Genomic DNA, 16,780 nt, shown 5'->3' on the forward strand with positions numbered 1-16,780 from the left:
AGGAGGTATGTATGAGTCTGGATGAGGCCGCGCGGCAGCTGAAGATGGCCGGCCACGACGCGCAGGTGGCCTTCGACTGCATCGGCCTGGGCGACCTCGAAAGGGCACAGGAGCACGCGGTCACCCTGCGGGCGGCGGCCGATGCCGCCGAGGTCGCGCTCAGCCGCGCGTTGGAGGACCTGACGCCGGAGCAGGCCCAGGCCGAAGGCGAGAAGGCCATCCGTTCCCTCGAAGACGCCTGACCGGCTTCAGGGCGCCCCCGGACGCGCCCGACGCGGCCGGGGGCCGGCACGGTCAGGCCATGGGGCGTTCCATGGCGGGGGCGTCCGGGCGGGCGCCCTCCACGGGGGCCGGGGCGAACCCCTTCGCGGTGATGAAGACGATCAGGATCAGGACCGTCGGGACGGTGAACGCGATGCGCAGGCCGTGGCCGGCGCTGAGCGGGGCGATGGCGCCGACGACGGCGGCGCCCAGGACGAACCCGACGTAGTTGAAGATGTTCACGCGGGACACCGCCACGCCGAGGCCCGTGGGGTCGACGCGTCCGGCGGCGGAGAAGGACACCGGGGCGATCACGCTGAGGCCGAGCCCGGCCAGCGCGAACGCGGCGATGGCGAAGGGCGCGGACGGCGCCGCGACGACTCCGACCATGCCGGCGATGCCGACCAGGCCGCCGAGCCGCACGACGCGCACGGCGCCGGAGCGCCGGACGGCGAAGTCCGCGACGCCCCGGCTGATCACCATCGTGATCTGGTAGGCGACGTAGCCGAGCGGCGCCACCCAGTCGCTCGCGGAGAGCTCGTCGTCCAGGTACTTGGCGCCGTAGCTGGAGATGGCCGCGTCGGCGAGGTAGGCGACGGCCATCGCGGTGCCGACGATGAGGATCGGACGCCACGGGACGCTGCGCCCGGCGGCCTTCAGCTCCTCGGCGGTCGGCCCGTCGCCCTCCTCCGCGCGGCGGTACAGACGGGGGCCGGTGGTGAGGGACGCGGCGATCCCCACGGCCGCGGCGATCGCGAACCCGGTGAACAGCGACAGGTCGAGCCGGTTGGTCAGGGCCGCCCAGAGCCCGCCGAGGATGCCCGCGACGCTCCACACCGCGTAGAAGCCGGTGATCAGGCTGATCCCGTACCGGCGCTCGACGGCGACCGCCTGGGCGTTCATCGACGCGTCCACCGCGCCGACGAACAGGCCGAACAGCGCGACCGCCGTGTACAGCGCGACGTCTTCCGCGATCGCCGGGGGCCTGGGGAGCGTCCCCCCGAACGACAGGTCGCCGGTGAGGCCGATCAGCGCGATCGTGACGGCCACCGCCGGCTGCGACACCCGCAGCACCGGGCCGCTGCCGAGCCGCTGGAACAGGGCGCCGGACACGACGCTGCCCACCCCGGCGACCAGCGGCACCATCAGCAGCACCAGTGAGAGCGTCGCGTCGCTCAGATGATGCGCCTTCTGTATCTGCGGTACCTGTGTCACCAGCGAGGCGAAGCAGAGCCCCTGGACGGCGAACGCGGTGTACGCGGAGATCCGGGCCTGCCGGTCCCGTGCGGTGATGCCCTGGCTCATGGGCCCGACCTCTCTGCGCTACGCAATGTGAAGAAGATTCGCGTCAGCGTAGGGACAGGGGGACCGGTCGGTCAATCGTCCCGGGGCGGTCAGTCGATGAGACGCCTGCGCATACCGCGGACGGCGATGAGCCACATCAGCGCGGCGAACGCGACCAGGCCCGCCAGATGGCCGAGGTCGGCCAGCGGGCGCAGGCCGAACACCGCGTCCCGGACCAGCTCCACGCAGTGGTAGAGCGGGTTCAGGTACGAGACGTTCCGGGCCCAGTCCGGCAGCGCCCCGACCGGGAAGAACGTCCCGGCGATCAGGAACAGCGGCGTCACCACACCGGTGATCACATAGTCGAACGAGTTGATCGACGGCACCACCGAGGACGTCCACATCCCGAAGAGGCCGAAGCCGAGCGCGGTGAAGAACGTCACGAACGGCACCAGCAGCATCCCGAACGAGGGGTCGAGGCCGAAGAACAGCGCCACAACGATCGGCGTGCACGAGTACACCGCCGATTTGGCCGCGATCCACAGCGCCTCGGCCGTCACCAGTTCGTGGACGTCCACGGGCGCCGCCAGCATCCCGTCGTAGGTGTGCTGGAACACGCGCCTGATGTAGCCGTTGAACATGCCCGGGAACACCGAGGTGAACAGGGCCGCCGTCCCGACGACGCCGGTCGCGACGAAGTCCAGGTACCGGTAGTGGCCGATCATCGCGACCATCGAGCCGAACCCGTAGCCGAACGCGAGCAGGAAGAACGTCGGCTCCACGATCGAGGCGAACGACTGCGACTTCCAGTACCTCTTGTAGAGGGCCAGCTCGTGCCGCCAGACGCCGCGCACCGGCGCCATCTCGAAGCGGCGCAGGCGCGGCGCCCGCTCCGCAGGGACGGCCTCCGCCCGAACCGTCATTCCACACGCTCCCCGGTCAGCACCACGAACACGTCCTCCAGGCTGGCGGCGCGGCGCACGCCGCCGGGGCCCAGCTCGTCCTCCAGCGACGGGGGGATCGTCTCCGCCTTCAGCACCGACACCGACGGGCCGGTGCGGCGCGTCGGGAGCCCCGCCGCCTTCGCCAGCCGCTCCACCTCCGTCAGCCGGTCGGGCGGCCCGTGGTGCTCGACGACCCGGGCGCCCGCGTACTCGGCGACGAGGTCCGCCGGCGAGCCGCGGGCGATGACCCTGCCGTGCGACATGAGCGCGCACTCGTCCGCCAGCCGCTCGGCCTCCTCGATGTAGTGCGTGGACATCAGCACCGTCGTGCCCCCGGCCCGCAGCCCGTCGATCAGCCCCCACAACTCCGCCCGCACCTGCGGGTCGAGGCCCACGGTCGGCTCGTCCAGCAGGACGAGCGCGGGCCGGTGCACCAGCCCACGCGCGATCAGCAGCCGGCGCCGCATGCCGCCGGACAGGTCGTCCACCTTCGTCCGCTGCCGCTCGGTCAGGTGCGCGATCGCCAGCGCGTCGTCCACCGCCTTGCGCCGTGCCTTGCGCGGCACCCGGTACAGGTACGCGAACACCTCCAGGTTCTCGCGCGCGGTCAGCTCTTCGTCGAGGTTGTCCTGCTGCGGGACGACGCCCATCGCGGCCCGCGCGCGTTTGGACTCCCTCGGGACGCTGAAACCGAGGACGTGAATGCTGCCCTCGTCGGCGATCGCCTGCGCGGTCAGCATCTTCATCGTCGTCGACTTCCCGGCGCCGTTCGGGCCCAGCAGCCCCAGGCAGACCCCGGCCGGGACTTCGAGGTTCAGCCCGTCCACGGCGGTGAAGCCGCCGAACCGCTTCACCACGCCGCGAAGGCTGATCGCCGCCGCGCCCGCCGCGTCCTGGACATCGGTGATCCGGGCCCGTTGCAAGGTCATGACCTCACACTAGGAAACCCGGGGAGCGAATCCCCAACGGTTTTCCGGCGGGCCCGTCCTGACCTCGGGCTACTCTCTAGACGTGGACGTCCCCCATCGCCCCGCCGCCGAGAAGGTCACCCGTGTGCGCGACCTGCGCGCCTCCGACGCCGACCGGGAACGCGTCGTCGCCGTGCTCGGCGAGGCGCTCGCCGACGGGCGGCTCACCATGGAGGAGCACTCCGAGCGCACCGCCCGCGCCTACGCCGCCCGCACCCTGGGCGAGCTCACCGGCCTCACCGGCGACCTCAGCCCCGAGGAGGCGCAGCCCATCCTGGTGGACGACCGGCCGGTCTCGGTCTTCTTCGGCCGCACCCGCCGGGAGGGACGCTGGGTCGTCCCGGTGAAGCTGCAACTCCTCGCCCTGTTCGGAACGGTCGAACTGGACCTGCGCGAGGCCGTGCTGCAGCGTCGGCACATCGTGGTCGACTCGCTGGTGCTCGGCGGCCGGATCCGGCTCCTCGTCCCCGAGGGCGTCCGCGTGCACGTCACCGGCCGCACCATCCTCAGCACCCGCGACCTGCGGGCCCGTCCCGTCCAGGACGGGCCCACGGTCGAGGTCGGCGGCATGATGATCTTCGGCTCGGTGCGCGCCCGGGCACCGAAGCGGTCGCTGCGCACCCGCGTCCGGAACCGGCTCGGCCGCGGCCGCTAGACCGCCGTGTCGAAGTTGATCGCGCTGTAGGCGCGGAGCTTGCTCAGCTGGTGCTCGCTGGAGATCGTCCGGATCGTCCCGCTGCGCGAGCGCATGACCAGCGAGTGCGTGACCGCGGTCCCCTTGCTGTAGCGGACGCCGTCCACCAGTTCCCCGTCGGTGATCCCGGTGGCGGCGAAGAACACGTCGTCGGACGTGACCAGGTCGTCGGTCGTCAGCACCCGGCCCAGATCGTGACCGGCGTCGAGCGCCTTGCGCTTCTCCTCGGCGTCCTGCGGCCACAGCCGGCCCTGGATCACCCCGCCCATCGCCTTGATCGCGCACGCCGCGATGATGCCCTCCGGGGTGCCGCCGATGCCGAGCAGCAGGTCGACGCCGGTGCCCGGCCGGGACGCCATGATCGCGCCGGCGACGTCGCCGTCCATGATGAACTTGATCCGCGCGCCCGCCTCCCGGACCTCCTTGACGATGCCCTCGTGCCGCGGACGGTCCAGGATGCACACGGTCACGTCGTGCGGCGAAGAGCCCTTCGCGCGGGCGATCGCGCGGATGTTGTCGGCGATCGGACGCTCGATGTCGACGGCGTCGGCCGCCTCCGGGCCGGTCACCAGCTTCTCCATGTAGAACACCGCGGACGGGTCGAACATCGACCCGCGCGGCGCCACCGACAGCACCGCGATCGCGTTGTTCATGCCGAGCGCGGTCAGCCGCGTCCCGTCCACCGGGTCGACCGCGACGTCGCACTCGGCCCCCGACCCGTCCCCGACCTCCTCGCCGTTGAACAGCATCGGCGCATGGTCCTTCTCGCCCTCGCCGATCACGACGACGCCCCGCATGGACACCGTGTTGATCAGCTGGCGCATGGCGTTCACGGCGGCCCCGTCGGCGCCGTTCTTGTCCCCCCGGCCGACCCAGCGGGCCGCGGCCATCGCGGCGGCCTCGGTCACCCGGACCAGCTCCATCGCGAGGTTGCGGTCCGGTGCGGCCGGCTCGGTGGTGAGCGGCGAGGAAACGGTGGTCTCATCGGACATGACGGGGCGGCCCCTTCGTTCGGTGGTGCCTAGAATTCTCCGTGGACCGGACTGCGGGCCACAAATTGGACCAGACCAGCCGCGGCACGGATCGTACCGGCACCCGTGGTACCAGTCCCGCGCGGCACCGGGATTTGACGGTCACGCGGACAAGGGATCGTTTCCCCATGGGAGAGGGCGTAATCTCAGGCGTCATGAGCAGCGACATCGACGTCTCCTCCGACGAGGTGGCACCGAACGGGGGCGCGCGGTCCGCCGAACCCCCCGCGCGGACCTCCGACCGCGGTGCCGCCACGCGCGGCGCCCTGCTGGCCGCCGCCCGGGACGTCTTCTGTGAGGCCGGGTTCGCCCAGGCCGCGGTGACCGACATCGTCGCCAAGGCGGGTGCCAGCGTCGGCAGCCTCTACCACCACTTCAACGGCAAGGCGGACCTGTACCTGACGCTGTTCGAGGACTTCCAGGGCCGGCAGCAGGAACGCACCCGGGAGGCGATCAACGCCGTCCGGGAGGCGGGCGAGACCGACCCCATGCGGCAGTTCATCGCCGGCGCGGGCGCCTACCTGAGCGGCTGCCTCGACGAGCGGGACGTGGCCCGGCTGTTCATCTCCGGCGACGGCCCGCCCGGGTTCGACCGCGTGATGCGGCAGCGGCTCAACAAGTGGGCGCGCCGCAACGCCGCCCTGTTCCACACCGCCGACGGCGGCGTGGACGAGGCCCTCGTCACCGTGCTGACCGGCGCGATGGCCGGTGCCGTGTCCGAGATCTCACTGCTGGACGACGAGGACGCCGCCCGCCGGCTCGCCGACGAGATCATGGCCATCGTCGGCACGATCCGCAACCCCCGTACGGAGCAGAGCTGACCGTGGGGGATGCTGGAGGGGTGACGGAGAAGACCCCTTCCGCCGAGGAGACCGCGGCCGCCGAGGAGACCGCGTCCGCCGAGGAGACCGCGGATGGCCGGGACGCCCCGCGCGAGGACACGCCGGCGGAGCCGGACGCGCCGGCGGCGCGGCCGACGATCGAGGTCAGCCCCGCCGTGCACAAGCGGCTGACGACGGGGCTCGGCGGCTTCACCCTGGCGATGGCCGCGTGCCTGCTGCTGGTGCTCGCGATCTACCTCGTGTCGCCGCGCGGTGGCAAGGAGGTCCTGCGGACCATCGACTACAGCTCGCAGCTGTGGGCGATGCGCGGCGACGCGCCCTACACCGTGTACGCGCCCGAGGGGCTGCCCGGCACGTGGCGGCCGAACAGTTCCCGGGTGACCGGCCTGAACTCCGGCGGCAGGGAGCCCGTCGCCTGGCACCTCGGGTTCGTGACACCGGCCGACGAGTACGCGGCGCTGGAGCAGAGCGACGAGAAGGCGTCCGAGTACGTCCCGCGCATGACGAACAGCAGCAATCCGATCGGGACGCAGCAGGTGAACGGCGTCACCTGGACGAAGTACCACCGCAAGGACAAGAAGGCGAACTCCCTCGCCCGCACCCTGCCGGACGGCCTGAGCATCGTGGTGACCGGCACCGCGTCCTACGAGGAACTCGCGATCCTGGCGGCGTCGCTCAAGCCGCAGAGCAAGGGCGGCGCGACGCCGGCCACCTCGGCATCGCCCACGCCCGCCGCTTCCTGAGCCTCAGAACGGGGCGGCCTGAGCCTCAGAACGGGGCGCCGTCGCCGTCGCCGGGACGGTCGAGGGCGGCGGCCAGCCGCGCGCGGGCCCCCTCCAGCCACTCCTCGCAGATCTCGGCGAGCCTCTCGCCCCGCTCCCACAGGCCGAGGGACTCCTCCAGCGTCAGCCCGCCGGCCTCCAACCGCTTGACGACCTCGGTCAGCTCATCCCGCGCCTGCTCGTACGACGGCTTTTCCGCCGTCCCCTTCTCATCCGCCACCTGCCTACCCTCTCACTCCGGGGGACGCCCCCAGGCTCCCTGCGAAACCAAGGCTCACTCCCGCTCGGTCACGGTCACGCCGAGCCGGCCGCCGGCCAGCCGGACGTGGAGGCGCTCCCCGTCCTCGACCGCCCCGGCTCCCCGCACCACGGTCCCGTCCGCCCGCTGGACGATCGCGTACCCGCGTTCCAGCGTCGCCGCGGGGGAGAGGGCCAGCAGCCGGGCACGGGTGTGCGACAGCTCGTCCCCGGCCCGGTCCAGCGCGCCGGACAGGCACCGCCGCGTCCGCTCCCGGAGCGCCGCGACCTGCTCGGACTGCCGCTCGATCTCCCGCACCGGGTCGGCCAGCGCGGGCCGCGACCGCACCGCCCGCAGCCACGCCAGTTCCCGCTCCAGGCCGCCCGCCAGGCAGCGCCGGCCCCGGTCGCGCAGCTGCCGGACGAGCTGCAACTGCTCCCGCACGTCCGGGACGGCCTTCTTCGCGGCGTCGGTCGGGGTGGACGCCCGCACGTCCGCGACCAGGTCGAGGAGCGGACCGTCCTGCTCGTGCCCGATCGCGCTGACCACCGGGGTGCGGGCCGCGGCGACCGCGCGGACGAGCGCCTCGTCGCTGAACGGCAGCAGGTCTTCCATCGCGCCCCCGCCCCGCGCGATGATGATCACATCAATCTCGGGATCGGCGTCCAGCGTCCGCAACGCCTGCATGACCTCGCCGACCGCGTACGAGCCCTGCACCGCGGTGTTCTCCACCCGGAACGCGACCGCGGGCCAGCGCCGCCGGGCGTTCTGCAGGACGTCGTGCTCGGCGTCGGAGTCGCGCCCGCAGATCAGCCCGATCTTCCCCGGCAGGAACGGCAGCGGACGCTTGCGCTCGGGCCGGAACAGCCCCTCCGCCGCGAGCACCTGCTTCAGCCGCTCCAGCCGGGCCAGCAGCTCGCCGACGCCGACCGGCCGGATCTCCAGGACGCTCAGCGAGAACGTCCCGCGGTTGATCCAGAAGTCGGGCTTGGCGTGGACCACGACACGGGCACCGTCGATCACCGCCGGGCCGGCCGCCTCGAACACGGCGCGCGGCCCGACGACCCGCACCGACATGTTCGCCACCGGGTCACGGAGCGTCATGTAGACCGTCCCGCCACGCGCGTTCAGGTCGGTGATCTGGCCCTCCACCCAGATCCGGCCGAGCCTGCCGATCCAGCCGCTCACCGCCTGCAGGACCGTCCGCACCGGAACCGGGGATTCGGCCGTGGTCTCCATCGCCATGCAGGAACACTACTGACTACGACCCCGAGGAGAACGACCGTGACCGCATCCGAACGCGAGCTCGCCGAACAGCTCAACCTGCGCCTGCGTCACGTCGTGCTGATGCTGCGGCAGGTGAGCGCCGACCAGCCGATCACCAGCCGGCAGCTGTCGGTGCTCGGCTCGCTGGAGCACGGCCCGCGCCGGATGACCGAGCTGGCCGCCGAGCAGGGCGTCCGGCTGCCGACCATGACCGCGCAGATCAACCGGCTCGAACGGGACGGGCTCGTCGCGCGCGGCAGGGACGGCACCGACGCCCGCGTCGTCACCGCCCGGATCACCGGGCCCGGCCGCGACCGGCTGGCCGCCGGGCGGGAGCGCCGGCTCGCCTTCCTCGCCGAACGGCTCGCGGGCCTGACCGAGGAGGAGCGTGCGACGGTCGCCGCCGCGCTGCCCGCCCTCGACAAGCTGTGGGGTAGGCCCTGACATGGACGAGTTCCCCCGGAGATGGAAAAGGACATGGAAAAGCCCCCGGCTCCGGGCCGGGGGCTTTTCTTCGTGGTCGGCCGAGGTCAGCCGAGGCCGTTGAGCTTGGCGATGCGGCGCTCGTACATGCGGATGACGTCCTCACGGGCGGCGTGCTTGCGCTCGTACTCGCGCAGAAGCTTCACCTGTTCGACGGACAGGCCGCGCAGGCGCGCGCGCAGTTGCGGCATTGTGGCGGTGTCGTAGTTCGGCACCGGCAGGTCCTCCGCGATGTGCGCGGCCTCCGCCGGGGCGGCCGGCTTGGTCTCCGGCTTCGGCTCGAACGCCTTCTCGTCCTTGGCCACCGCTTCCCTGGTGATCTCGTCCGTGGCCTCCGTCAACTCGGGCTCGGCGGGCGTCTTGGGCTCCACCTCCGCGGGCTGCTCGGGCTCCGGCTCGGCGGCCTCGGGCTCGGTGGGCTTCGCGGGCTCGGTGGGCTTCGCGGGCTCGGCCGGTTCCGGGGCGGGGGCGGGCTCGGCCTGCGGTGCGGGCTCCGGCCTCGGCTCCGTCGGCTCCGGCTTCGGGGCGGGCTCGGCGACCGGCCCGGCCTCGTCCTCCGGCCTGGCGTGCCGGCGGCCCAGCGCGCCCGGCTTCGCGGGCCTCGGCGGCGGCCCCGGACGGGCGTGCTTCGGCGTGTGCCGTGGTTCGGTGGCGGGCTTGCCGACCGAGATCTCCGAATCGGTGGCGCGCGTGGCGGCCGGCCGCGCGGGCCGGGTGCGGTGCACCGGCTCGGGCTCCTCGCCGTGGCCCCGCCCGGCCACCCGTCCGATGACCTTCCCGGCCGTGTGCTGGACGTCGGCGCGCAGCCGTTCGACCACCGGCTTCACGCCGCCGCCCTCGGTGATCTCCTTGTAGTCCCTGGTCACCCGGTCGCTGATCAGCAGCGCCCGGCCGACACCGAACATGGCCAACCGGACGGCGTGCAGCGGGAGATCGCGAATCTGCTCGCCCACCGTGTCCTTGACCTGCTCCTTGAGGCGGCGCGGCGATTTCGTCATCGGCTCTTCCTCTTCCTGCCTCGTCTCGTCGAACCTCACTCTGCCCCATGAGTGCGAGAATGGTCACCCCGAGTTAATGGATTTCTGTCCAAAGACACCGTGGAGTGAGTCACAGCCGGGTCACTCGTACGATAGGGCCATGACCGCCAACAGCCAGCGCCGTGTCCTGCTCGCCAAACCGCGTGGTTACTGCGCGGGCGTCGACCGGGCCGTGCAGACGGTCGAGATCGCCCTGGAGAAGTACGGGGCCCCGATCTACGTCCGCAAGCAGATCGTGCACAACGTCCACGTCGTCAAGACGCTGCAGGAACGCGGCGCGATCTTCGTGGACGAGACCGAGGAGGTCCCCGAGGGGGCGATCGTGGTGTTCTCCGCGCACGGTGTCGCGCCCGCCGTGCACGAGGAGGCCGACGGCCTGAACCTGCGCACCATCGACGCGACGTGCCCGCTGGTCACCAAGGTCCACAAGGAGGCCGTGCGGTTCGCCGCGCAGGACTACGACATCCTGCTCATCGGCCACGAGGGGCACGAGGAGGTCATCGGCACCACCGGCGAGGCCCCCGACCACATCCACCTCGTGGACGGCCCCGACGACGTCGCGGGCGTCCAGGTCCGCGACCCCGAGAAGGTCGCGTGGCTGTCCCAGACCACGCTGTCGGTCGACGAGACCATCGCCACCGTCGAGAAGCTCCGCGAGCGGTTCCCCCAGCTGATGGACCCGCCGTCCGACGACATCTGCTACGCCACCCAGAACCGGCAGACCGCCGTGAAGGAGATGGCGGCCCGGGCACAGCTCGTCATCGTCGTCGGGTCCACGAACTCGTCCAACTCCGTGCGGCTCGTCGAGGTCGCCAAGGACCACGGCGCCGACGACGCCTACCTCGTCGACTACGCCGAGCACATCGATCCGGCCTGGCTGGAGGGCGTCACCACGGTCGGCGTCACCAGCGGCGCGTCCGTCCCGGACGAACTGGTCCAGGAGGTGCTCGCCTGGCTGGCCGAGCGCGGCTTCGGCGAGGTGGAGGAGATCGAGTCCGTCCCCGAGCACATGCGCTTCGCCCTCCCGAAGGACCTCCGCAAGGACCTCCGCATCACGCCCGTCTAGGGCGCTTACCGGACGTGACGGCCGAGGTCGCCGAGGCTTTCGGCGATGATGCCGGTCAGCAGCCGGGCGTACCGGCCGTCGGGGTCGAGATCGGGATCGAAGATGCAGACCTCGGCCCCGGCCGCATCGGCCGCCAGCCCGCCGAGCAGCGCGGTGAGCTGCCGGGGATCGAGTCCGCCCGGGTCGGGACTGTCCACGGCGGGCATGAACGCCGGGTCGAGGACGTCCACGTCCACGTGGAGCCAGTAGCCGTCGAGGCCGTCGGCGGCGACGATCCCGCGGATGGCGTCGAGCGCGCCGGCGGGGTCGCCGATCCACCGGCTCGCCGGGACGACCATGGCCAGGACCCGCTCCGCCTCGGCGAGCGCCTCGTCGTCCTGCCGGCAGCCGACGTGCACGACATGCTCGGGGGCGAAGTAGGGAGCCAGTCCCTCGATGTCGGACAGCGCGGGCAGGTGCAGCCCGACGGCGGCGGCGAGGTCCTCCCCGGCGACGCTCGCGTACCGGCTGGAGTTGCCGGGGTGGCGGAAGTCCGTGTGACCGTCGATGTGGACGAGGCCGTACCGGCCCCTGCGGGCGAGCGCGAGTCCGGCGCCGAGCAGCACGCTGCAGTCGCCGCCGAGGACGAGCGGCGCGCGCCGCCGTTCGAGGAGCGCGCCGAGCCGGGCGGCCAGCCGCATCGTGTGGTCGATGAGGGCGTCCTGGTTGCGGACCCGCCCCGAGCCGGTGGCCAGGTCGTCGACGTATCTGCCCGCGAGGACGACGCCCTCGTCCCGGGCGCCCCGCGCGAGCAGCCGCGAATGCAGCCCTGCCTCGCGCAGCGCTTCGGGCGCCTTCGCGCACCCGGGGACGCTGGTCTCCTGCGGCGGCCGCAGGCCGAGATTCGTCGGGGCGGCGAGAACGGAGATCATCGCTGGGCCTCCAGGTGCGTGCGCGGGCGGGGTGCGGCGGATTCCGGTCTTCCGAGGTCGCGGAGGAAGCCGCGGAGCGCCTCGCCGATCTCGTCCGGGGAGTCCTCCTGCAGATAGTGGACGCCCTCGACGGTCACCTCGCGCTGGTTGGGGAAGGTGCGGGCGAACTCCGCGGCCCGGCCGACGAGCAGGGCACCGGGGTCGGCCGCGATGAACAGTTTGGGCACGGGCGCCGTGGAGAGCCAGCGGCCGTAGGACTCGACGATCTCGGCCACGTCCCGCGGCGTCCCGTCGATCGGGAGTTCGCGAGCGAAGGCCAGCGTGGGAAGGCGCGACCCGGGGGTGCGGAACGGGGCGCGGTAGGCGTCCATCTCCTCCTCGGTCAGGGAGCGCAGGACACTGCGGGGCAGGACCGTCTCGACGAAGAAGTTCTCCTCCAGCACCAGCTTCTCGCCCCGCTCCGAACGCATGGCGCGGAACAGGTCGTCCCGTCCGGGCGGGAAGTCCGTCCACAGGCGCGGCTGGACGATGGCCTCCATGTAAGCGATCGCCTTGACCCGGCCGGGGTTGCGCGCGGCCCAGTGGAAGCCGAGCGCCGATCCCCAGTCGTGCAGGACGAGGGTGACGTCCGAGGTCAGGCCCATGGCGTCGAACCAGGCGTCGAGATGGCGGGCGTGGTCGGCGAAGCGGTACGCCGGCGCCGGGCCCGAGCGCCCCATGCCGACGAGGTCGGGGGCGAGGCACCGGCCGAGGTCCGACACGTGGGGGATGACGTTCCGCCACAGGTAGGACGAGGTCGGGTTGCCGTGCAGGAAGACGATGGGATCGCCGGTGCCGGATTCGGAGTGGTGGATCGTGGTTCCGAGTACGGAGGTCAGGGGCATGGCTCTCCCGGTCATCGGAGGACCGTCGTGAAGACGACGTCCTTGAAGTGCTGAAGGGGTTCGGGGCTGCGTTCGACCTTCATGCGCAGGATCGCGCCCTGCCAGGAGGCCAGCAGGAAGTCGGCCAGTTCCTCGGGGGGAACGGTGAGGGTGATCCGTCCCTGCGCCGCGGCCTGTTCGAGGCAGCGGGCGAACGGCGGCCGCCACTCCGCGAAGATCCCGGCGAGCCGCGTCCGGATGGCCTCGCTGTGCTCGGCCGACTCCAGGCTCATGTTGCCGATCAGGCAGCCGTGCTGCCAGCCCCGGGCCTCCAGCCGGTCACTGATCGCGTCGAAGTAGCCGCGTAGCCGCTCGATCGGGTCGCCCCCGGTGTCGAGCGTCTCGGCGACGAGCGACCGCACGCTCCCGAAGTAGCGGTCGAGGATCTCCAACCCGAACGCCTCCTTGGAGGCGAAGTGGTTGGTGAACGATCCCTGGGGCACCGACGCCGCGGAGGTGATCTCTCGGACGCCGGCGGCCGAGAATCCGCGCCGCCGGACCACTTCGAGACCCTCCCGCAAGATCTGTTCCTTGTTCGATGGTCTGGGCACCGGTTCAATATGTACGAACGTATTAAGCCTGTCAAGCGGATGGACGGTTTTCGCGCGCCCTGCGCGGGGGTCCGGGTCAGTCCACCTCGCCGTGATGGAGCCGGTGGCGCTCCTGCGTCGTGCCGGGGGACTCGTCCCACCGGACGGGGTTCTCGTTCTCCTCCTTCTCGAAGAGACGCACCCCGACGAGCTTGTCCCGCAGGTCGCGGACGTTCTTCATGAGGCCCCGCGCCAGGCAGATCACCAGGACCAGCAGTGTCGCGAAGAACAGCCACGGCGCGGTGGCCGCCAGCGCGGTCAGGACGCCGACCGTGAGAGCGCGCACCAGCGAGCCGTGGCCGAGCGCGGTCGTGAACACGACCAGGACCGTGGCGACGAAGAACACCAGCGGCGGGCTGACGACGAGCGTGAGCAGGTCAGCGGGACGGGTGGCGAACGCGGCGAGCACGCAGCCGATCGCGAACCCGGCGCCCGCGAGCAGCGGCACCCCGAACCAGTGCGACAGCAGCCCGCACAGCAGCCCGGCGGCGAACATGACGACGATGCCGCCGCGCCCGGTCAGCGTGATCGGGCCCGCGCCGGCGGCCGAGCGCGATCGCGGAGCGGCGGCGCCGCGCTGACGTCCCACTGAACCCCCCGGAGCCGGCGGGGCGCCGCTGGACGCGCCGCGTGCCGTCGATGAAGTCATCGCCACCTCTTCCCTGTGGGGGCCGGCCCCCCACACCCCCCGGTTCGCCTCGCTCGTGAGTGATGCGCCGGTCGGTCTGGTCGGGGATGGCCTGCGGGTCGAAACCTATCGCTTCCGAGGCCGCGTCGGGCTCCGCTGGCTCGTCGTCGGGGCGGTGGCCGTCCGCGGTCAGTTCGGCCGCAGAGAGCGCGCGGGGGCTTTCCTCCACCGGACGGGGGCCGTCCAAATCCTCATCGACCACGCCCAGGTCGTTCAGCTTGCGCGCGCTGACGAGCACGCGTGTTTCGAGCGATCCGACCGTCCGGTTGTAGGACTTGATGGCGCCGGTCAGCGCGCGCCCCAGCTCGTCGACGTGCTGACCCATCGTGCCGAGCCGCTCGTACAGTTCCTTGCCCAGCTCGAAGACCGCGCGGGCGTTCTGCGAGAGGGCGGCCTGCTGCCAGGCGTAGGACGCGGTCCGCAGCATCGTGATGAGGGTCGTCGGCGTGGCGATGTGCACCCGGCGCCGCATCGCGTACTCCAGCAGCCCTGGGTCGCGGTCAAGCGCGGGCGCGAGAAACGCCTCGCCGGGGATGAACAGGACAACGAACTCCGGTGCGGGGCTGAACGCCTGCCAGTACGACTTGGCCGCCAGACGTTCGACATGGTCGCGCAGATGACGGGCGTGCGCGTCCAGGCGCACCGGATCGCCGCTCTCAGCGGCCTGTAGGTACGCGGCAAGGGAGACCTTGGAATCGACCACGATGCTCTTGCCGCCGGCCAGCCGCACGACCATGTCGGGACGGACCGTGCCGTCCACCGTGACGGAGCTCGCCTGCTCGTCGAAATCGCAGTGATGCGTCATTCCGGCCAGCTCGACGACCCGGCGGAGCTGGAGCTCGCCCCACCGCCCCCTGGCCTCGGGCCGTTGCAGTGCCCGGACCAGCGACTGGGTCTCGCGGCGCAGCTGATCGGAGCTCTGCCGGACGAAGTCGACCTGCTTGGCCAGCATCGCGTGCGACTCCCGGCGGCCCGTCTCGACCTCGCGGAGCTGCTCCTCCACCTTGGCGAGCGTCTCCTTGAGCGGTGCGACCAGGTGCTCGACGGCCTGCTGGCGGCGCTGCAGCTCGCCCGCCGCCTGCACGCCCGCCGCCTTGAGGCGCGCGTCCGCCAGCTCCAGGAACCGCTGATTGCTGGCGTCCAGCGCCTTCGCGGACAGGTTCTCGAAGTGCTCGGCCATCCGCTCCTCGGCGTAGGCGAGCTTCTCCTCCGCCGCCCGCGCCCGCGCGATCAGCGCGCCCTGCCGGCCCGTCGCGAGCGCGTACCCGGCGACGGCGCCGAAGACGGCACCGACGAGCAGGCCGGCGAACAGCGCGAGGTCCATCCGTTCATCGTGGCAGCGCGGCGGCGAAGCGCGACCGCGACGCGCCGGTATGGCCCGGACGCCCCATTCCGGACATTCGGCGGTCCGACGGAGGTTCCAGACAGCCCGAGGGGTCCGCGGGCGCCCATAAACTTGACGGCCGTGAGCCTCTCCATCGGAATCGTCGGGCTGCCCAACGTCGGCAAGTCCACCCTGTTCAACGCGCTGACCAAGAACGACGCGCTGGCCGCCAACTACCCGTTCGCGACCATCGAGCCCAACGTCGGGGTGGTCGGGGTGCCCGACCGGCGCCTGCACACGCTCGCGGAGATCTTCGGCTCGCAGAAGATCCTCCCCGCGACGATGGAATTCCTCGACATCGCGGGCCTCGTCAAGGGCGCGTCCGAGGGGCAGGGGCTCGGCAACAAGTTCCTCGCCAACATCCGGGAGACCAACGCGATCTGCCAGGTGATCCGCGCGTTCGAGGACCCGGACGTCACGCACGTTGACGGCGATGTCGCCCCGGCGCGCGACATCGAGACGATCAACACCGAGCTGATCCTGGCCGACCTCCAGACGATCGAGAAGGCGCTGCCGCGTCTCGACAAGGAGGCCCGCACAAAGAAGGACAAGGACAAGCTCGCCGTCGTCGACGCCGTCAACGCCGCGCAGAAGCTCCTGAACGACGGCGTCACGCTCTTCGCGGGCGCGGACCAGGCCGGCATCGACCTGACGCTCCTGCGCGAGCTGCACCTGCTCACCGCCAAGCCGTTCCTCTACGTCTTCAACCTCGACGAGAGCGAGCTGACCAACGAGGCTCTGCGCGCGCGCCTGCGCGACCTGGTCGCTCCCGCCGAGGCGATCTTCCTGGACGCCAAGATCGAGGCGGAGCTGATCGAGCTGCCGGACGACGAGGCGCTCGAACTGCTGCAGAGCATGGGCCAGGAGGAGTCGGGCCTGTCGCAGCTCGTCCGGATCGGCTTCGACACCCTCGGCCTGCAGACGTACCTGACGGCCGGTCCCAAGGAGGCGCGGGCCTGGACGATCCGCAAGGGCGCCACCGCGCCGGAGGCCGCCGGCGTCATCCACACCGACTTCCAGCGCGGCTTCATCAAGGCCGAGATCGTCTCGTTCGACGATCTGGTGGAGGCCGGCTCCATGGCGGCCGCCCGGACCGCCGGCAAGGTCCGCATGGAGGGCAAGGAGTACGTGATGCAGGACGGCGACGTCGTGGAGTTCCGCTTCAACGTCTGACCCCCGGCGTGACCTGTGTGATTTTGGCAACAGCGGGTCTCTGTGCGGCGCGCGAGGCCGCTGAGCTGGGTGTTTTGTCGTGAGATGTCGCGAACACGACAGTTTGTCGGTTTCTTTCGGGAGCGGAGGGCGGCCGTCGCCGTCACCCGGTAACGAAGCAACCGCCGGGTCGCGTCGCTTGTCCGGATCCTGGACCTGCGCACTCTTCGGAGCCT

Annotated in this window: 19 protein-coding genes; 7 read left to right on the plus strand and 12 right to left on the minus strand. The window is 71.7% G+C overall.

Annotated features, from left to right (window positions below; translation table 11 throughout):
* The first annotated feature begins 11 nt into the window (after positions 1-11).
* A complete protein-coding gene (locus tag ACQP1N_RS07835; RefSeq protein WP_067798938.1) occupies positions 12-242 on the plus strand; it encodes a hypothetical protein in 231 nt (76 codons plus the stop codon).
* Positions 243-294: 52 nt separating this feature from the next.
* Here the strand turns inward: ACQP1N_RS07835 and ACQP1N_RS07840 are convergent, their stop codons facing one another.
* The 3 genes from ACQP1N_RS07840 to ACQP1N_RS07850 all read right to left on the minus strand — a co-directional run bounded on the left by ACQP1N_RS07840 (position 295) and on the right by ACQP1N_RS07850 (position 3,418).
* Positions 295-1,566 (minus strand): MFS transporter, encoded by a 1,272-nt coding sequence (locus ACQP1N_RS07840; RefSeq protein WP_433230037.1) that lies wholly within the window; start codon positions 1,564-1,566, stop codon positions 295-297.
* A gap of 89 nt (positions 1,567-1,655) precedes the next feature.
* Positions 1,656-2,468 carry an ABC transporter permease gene (locus ACQP1N_RS07845; protein WP_067798933.1) on the minus strand — a complete coding sequence of 271 codons (813 nt, stop codon included), beginning with the start codon at positions 2,466-2,468 and terminating at the stop codon, positions 1,656-1,658.
* The gene (locus ACQP1N_RS07850) at positions 2,465-3,418 is read right to left on the minus strand and encodes an ABC transporter ATP-binding protein (protein ID WP_174548857.1); all 954 of its coding nucleotides are present in this window, start codon (positions 3,416-3,418) and stop codon (positions 2,465-2,467) included. Before ACQP1N_RS07850 ends, ACQP1N_RS07845 begins: the two co-directional genes overlap by 4 nt.
* 82 nt (positions 3,419-3,500) lie before the next feature.
* Here ACQP1N_RS07850 and ACQP1N_RS07855 point away from each other — a divergent pair, with 82 nt between their 5' ends.
* Positions 3,501-4,112: a DUF1707 SHOCT-like domain-containing protein gene (locus ACQP1N_RS07855; RefSeq protein ID WP_433230042.1), complete on the plus strand. Its 612-nt coding sequence runs from the start codon at positions 3,501-3,503 to the stop codon at positions 4,110-4,112.
* Here the strand turns inward: ACQP1N_RS07855 and glpX are convergent.
* The gene (gene glpX, locus ACQP1N_RS07860) at positions 4,109-5,143 is read right to left on the minus strand and encodes a class II fructose-bisphosphatase (protein WP_433230045.1); all 1,035 of its coding nucleotides are present in this window, start codon (positions 5,141-5,143) and stop codon (positions 4,109-4,111) included. The two genes, ACQP1N_RS07855 and glpX, sit on opposite strands and share 4 nt — an antisense overlap.
* A 194-nt stretch (positions 5,144-5,337) precedes the next feature.
* Between glpX and ACQP1N_RS07865 the strand changes: the two genes are divergently transcribed.
* Both ACQP1N_RS07865 and ACQP1N_RS07870 read left to right on the plus strand, forming a co-directional pair.
* The gene (locus ACQP1N_RS07865) at positions 5,338-6,003 is read left to right on the plus strand and encodes a TetR/AcrR family transcriptional regulator (protein ID WP_084262981.1); all 666 of its coding nucleotides are present in this window, start codon (positions 5,338-5,340) and stop codon (positions 6,001-6,003) included.
* Positions 6,004-6,023: 20 nt separating this feature from the next.
* The gene (locus tag ACQP1N_RS07870; protein WP_433230048.1) at positions 6,024-6,767 is read left to right on the plus strand and encodes a DUF4245 domain-containing protein; all 744 of its coding nucleotides are present in this window, start codon (positions 6,024-6,026) and stop codon (positions 6,765-6,767) included.
* Between the two features lie 25 nt (positions 6,768-6,792).
* Here the strand turns inward: ACQP1N_RS07870 and ACQP1N_RS07875 are convergent, their stop codons facing one another.
* A complete protein-coding gene (locus ACQP1N_RS07875) occupies positions 6,793-7,026 on the minus strand; it encodes an exodeoxyribonuclease VII small subunit (protein ID WP_067798923.1) in 234 nt (77 codons plus the stop codon).
* A gap of 54 nt (positions 7,027-7,080) precedes the next feature.
* Entirely contained in the window at positions 7,081-8,289 is a 1,209-nt protein-coding gene (gene xseA, locus ACQP1N_RS07880) for an exodeoxyribonuclease VII large subunit (RefSeq protein ID WP_433230051.1), read from the minus strand.
* Between the two features lie 39 nt (positions 8,290-8,328).
* On the opposite strand from xseA, the gene ACQP1N_RS07885 reads away from it, so the two are divergent.
* On the plus strand, positions 8,329-8,754 hold the full coding sequence (locus ACQP1N_RS07885) for a MarR family winged helix-turn-helix transcriptional regulator (RefSeq protein WP_242608818.1): 426 nt from the start codon (positions 8,329-8,331) through the stop codon (positions 8,752-8,754).
* Between the two features lie 86 nt (positions 8,755-8,840).
* On the opposite strand, the gene ACQP1N_RS07890 is transcribed toward ACQP1N_RS07885, so the two are convergent.
* On the minus strand, positions 8,841-9,791 hold the full coding sequence (locus ACQP1N_RS07890; protein WP_433230055.1) for a hypothetical protein: 951 nt from the start codon (positions 9,789-9,791) through the stop codon (positions 8,841-8,843).
* 139 nt (positions 9,792-9,930) lie between these two features.
* Here ACQP1N_RS07890 and ACQP1N_RS07895 point away from each other — a divergent pair, with 139 nt between their 5' ends.
* On the plus strand, positions 9,931-10,896 hold the full coding sequence (locus tag ACQP1N_RS07895) for a 4-hydroxy-3-methylbut-2-enyl diphosphate reductase (protein ID WP_067798904.1): 966 nt from the start codon (positions 9,931-9,933) through the stop codon (positions 10,894-10,896).
* A 5-nt stretch (positions 10,897-10,901) separates the two neighbouring features.
* Here ACQP1N_RS07895 and ACQP1N_RS07900 read toward each other — a convergent pair whose 3' ends face one another.
* From ACQP1N_RS07900 to rmuC, 5 genes are all read right to left on the minus strand, one after another.
* On the minus strand, positions 10,902-11,807 hold the full coding sequence (locus tag ACQP1N_RS07900; RefSeq protein ID WP_084262980.1) for an arginase family protein: 906 nt from the start codon (positions 11,805-11,807) through the stop codon (positions 10,902-10,904).
* On the minus strand, positions 11,804-12,691 hold the full coding sequence (locus tag ACQP1N_RS07905; RefSeq protein ID WP_067798901.1) for a haloalkane dehalogenase: 888 nt from the start codon (positions 12,689-12,691) through the stop codon (positions 11,804-11,806). Before ACQP1N_RS07905 ends, ACQP1N_RS07900 begins: the two co-directional genes overlap by 4 nt.
* Before the next feature lie 11 nt (positions 12,692-12,702).
* Entirely contained in the window at positions 12,703-13,251 is a 549-nt protein-coding gene (locus ACQP1N_RS07910; RefSeq protein ID WP_207394049.1) for a TetR/AcrR family transcriptional regulator, read from the minus strand.
* Positions 13,252-13,357: 106 nt separating this feature from the next.
* Positions 13,358-13,816 (minus strand): DUF6542 domain-containing protein, encoded by a 459-nt coding sequence (locus ACQP1N_RS07915; protein ID WP_433230061.1) that lies wholly within the window; start codon positions 13,814-13,816, stop codon positions 13,358-13,360.
* Positions 13,698-15,332, minus strand: a complete 1,635-nt coding sequence (gene rmuC / locus ACQP1N_RS07920; RefSeq protein WP_433230064.1) for a DNA recombination protein RmuC — start codon at positions 15,330-15,332, stop codon at positions 13,698-13,700. The genes ACQP1N_RS07915 and rmuC overlap by 119 nt, the downstream gene beginning before the upstream one ends.
* A gap of 141 nt (positions 15,333-15,473) precedes the next feature.
* Here rmuC and ychF point away from each other — a divergent pair, with 141 nt between their 5' ends.
* Positions 15,474-16,565 (plus strand): redox-regulated ATPase YchF, encoded by a 1,092-nt coding sequence (gene ychF, locus ACQP1N_RS07925; protein WP_067798891.1) that lies wholly within the window; start codon positions 15,474-15,476, stop codon positions 16,563-16,565.
* Positions 16,566-16,780: the final 215 nt, after the last annotated feature.

Origin of the sequence: Actinomadura formosensis (assembly GCF_050948385.1) — a bacterium.
Taxonomy (GTDB): Bacteria; Actinomycetota; Actinomycetes; order Streptosporangiales; family Streptosporangiaceae; genus Spirillospora; species Spirillospora formosensis.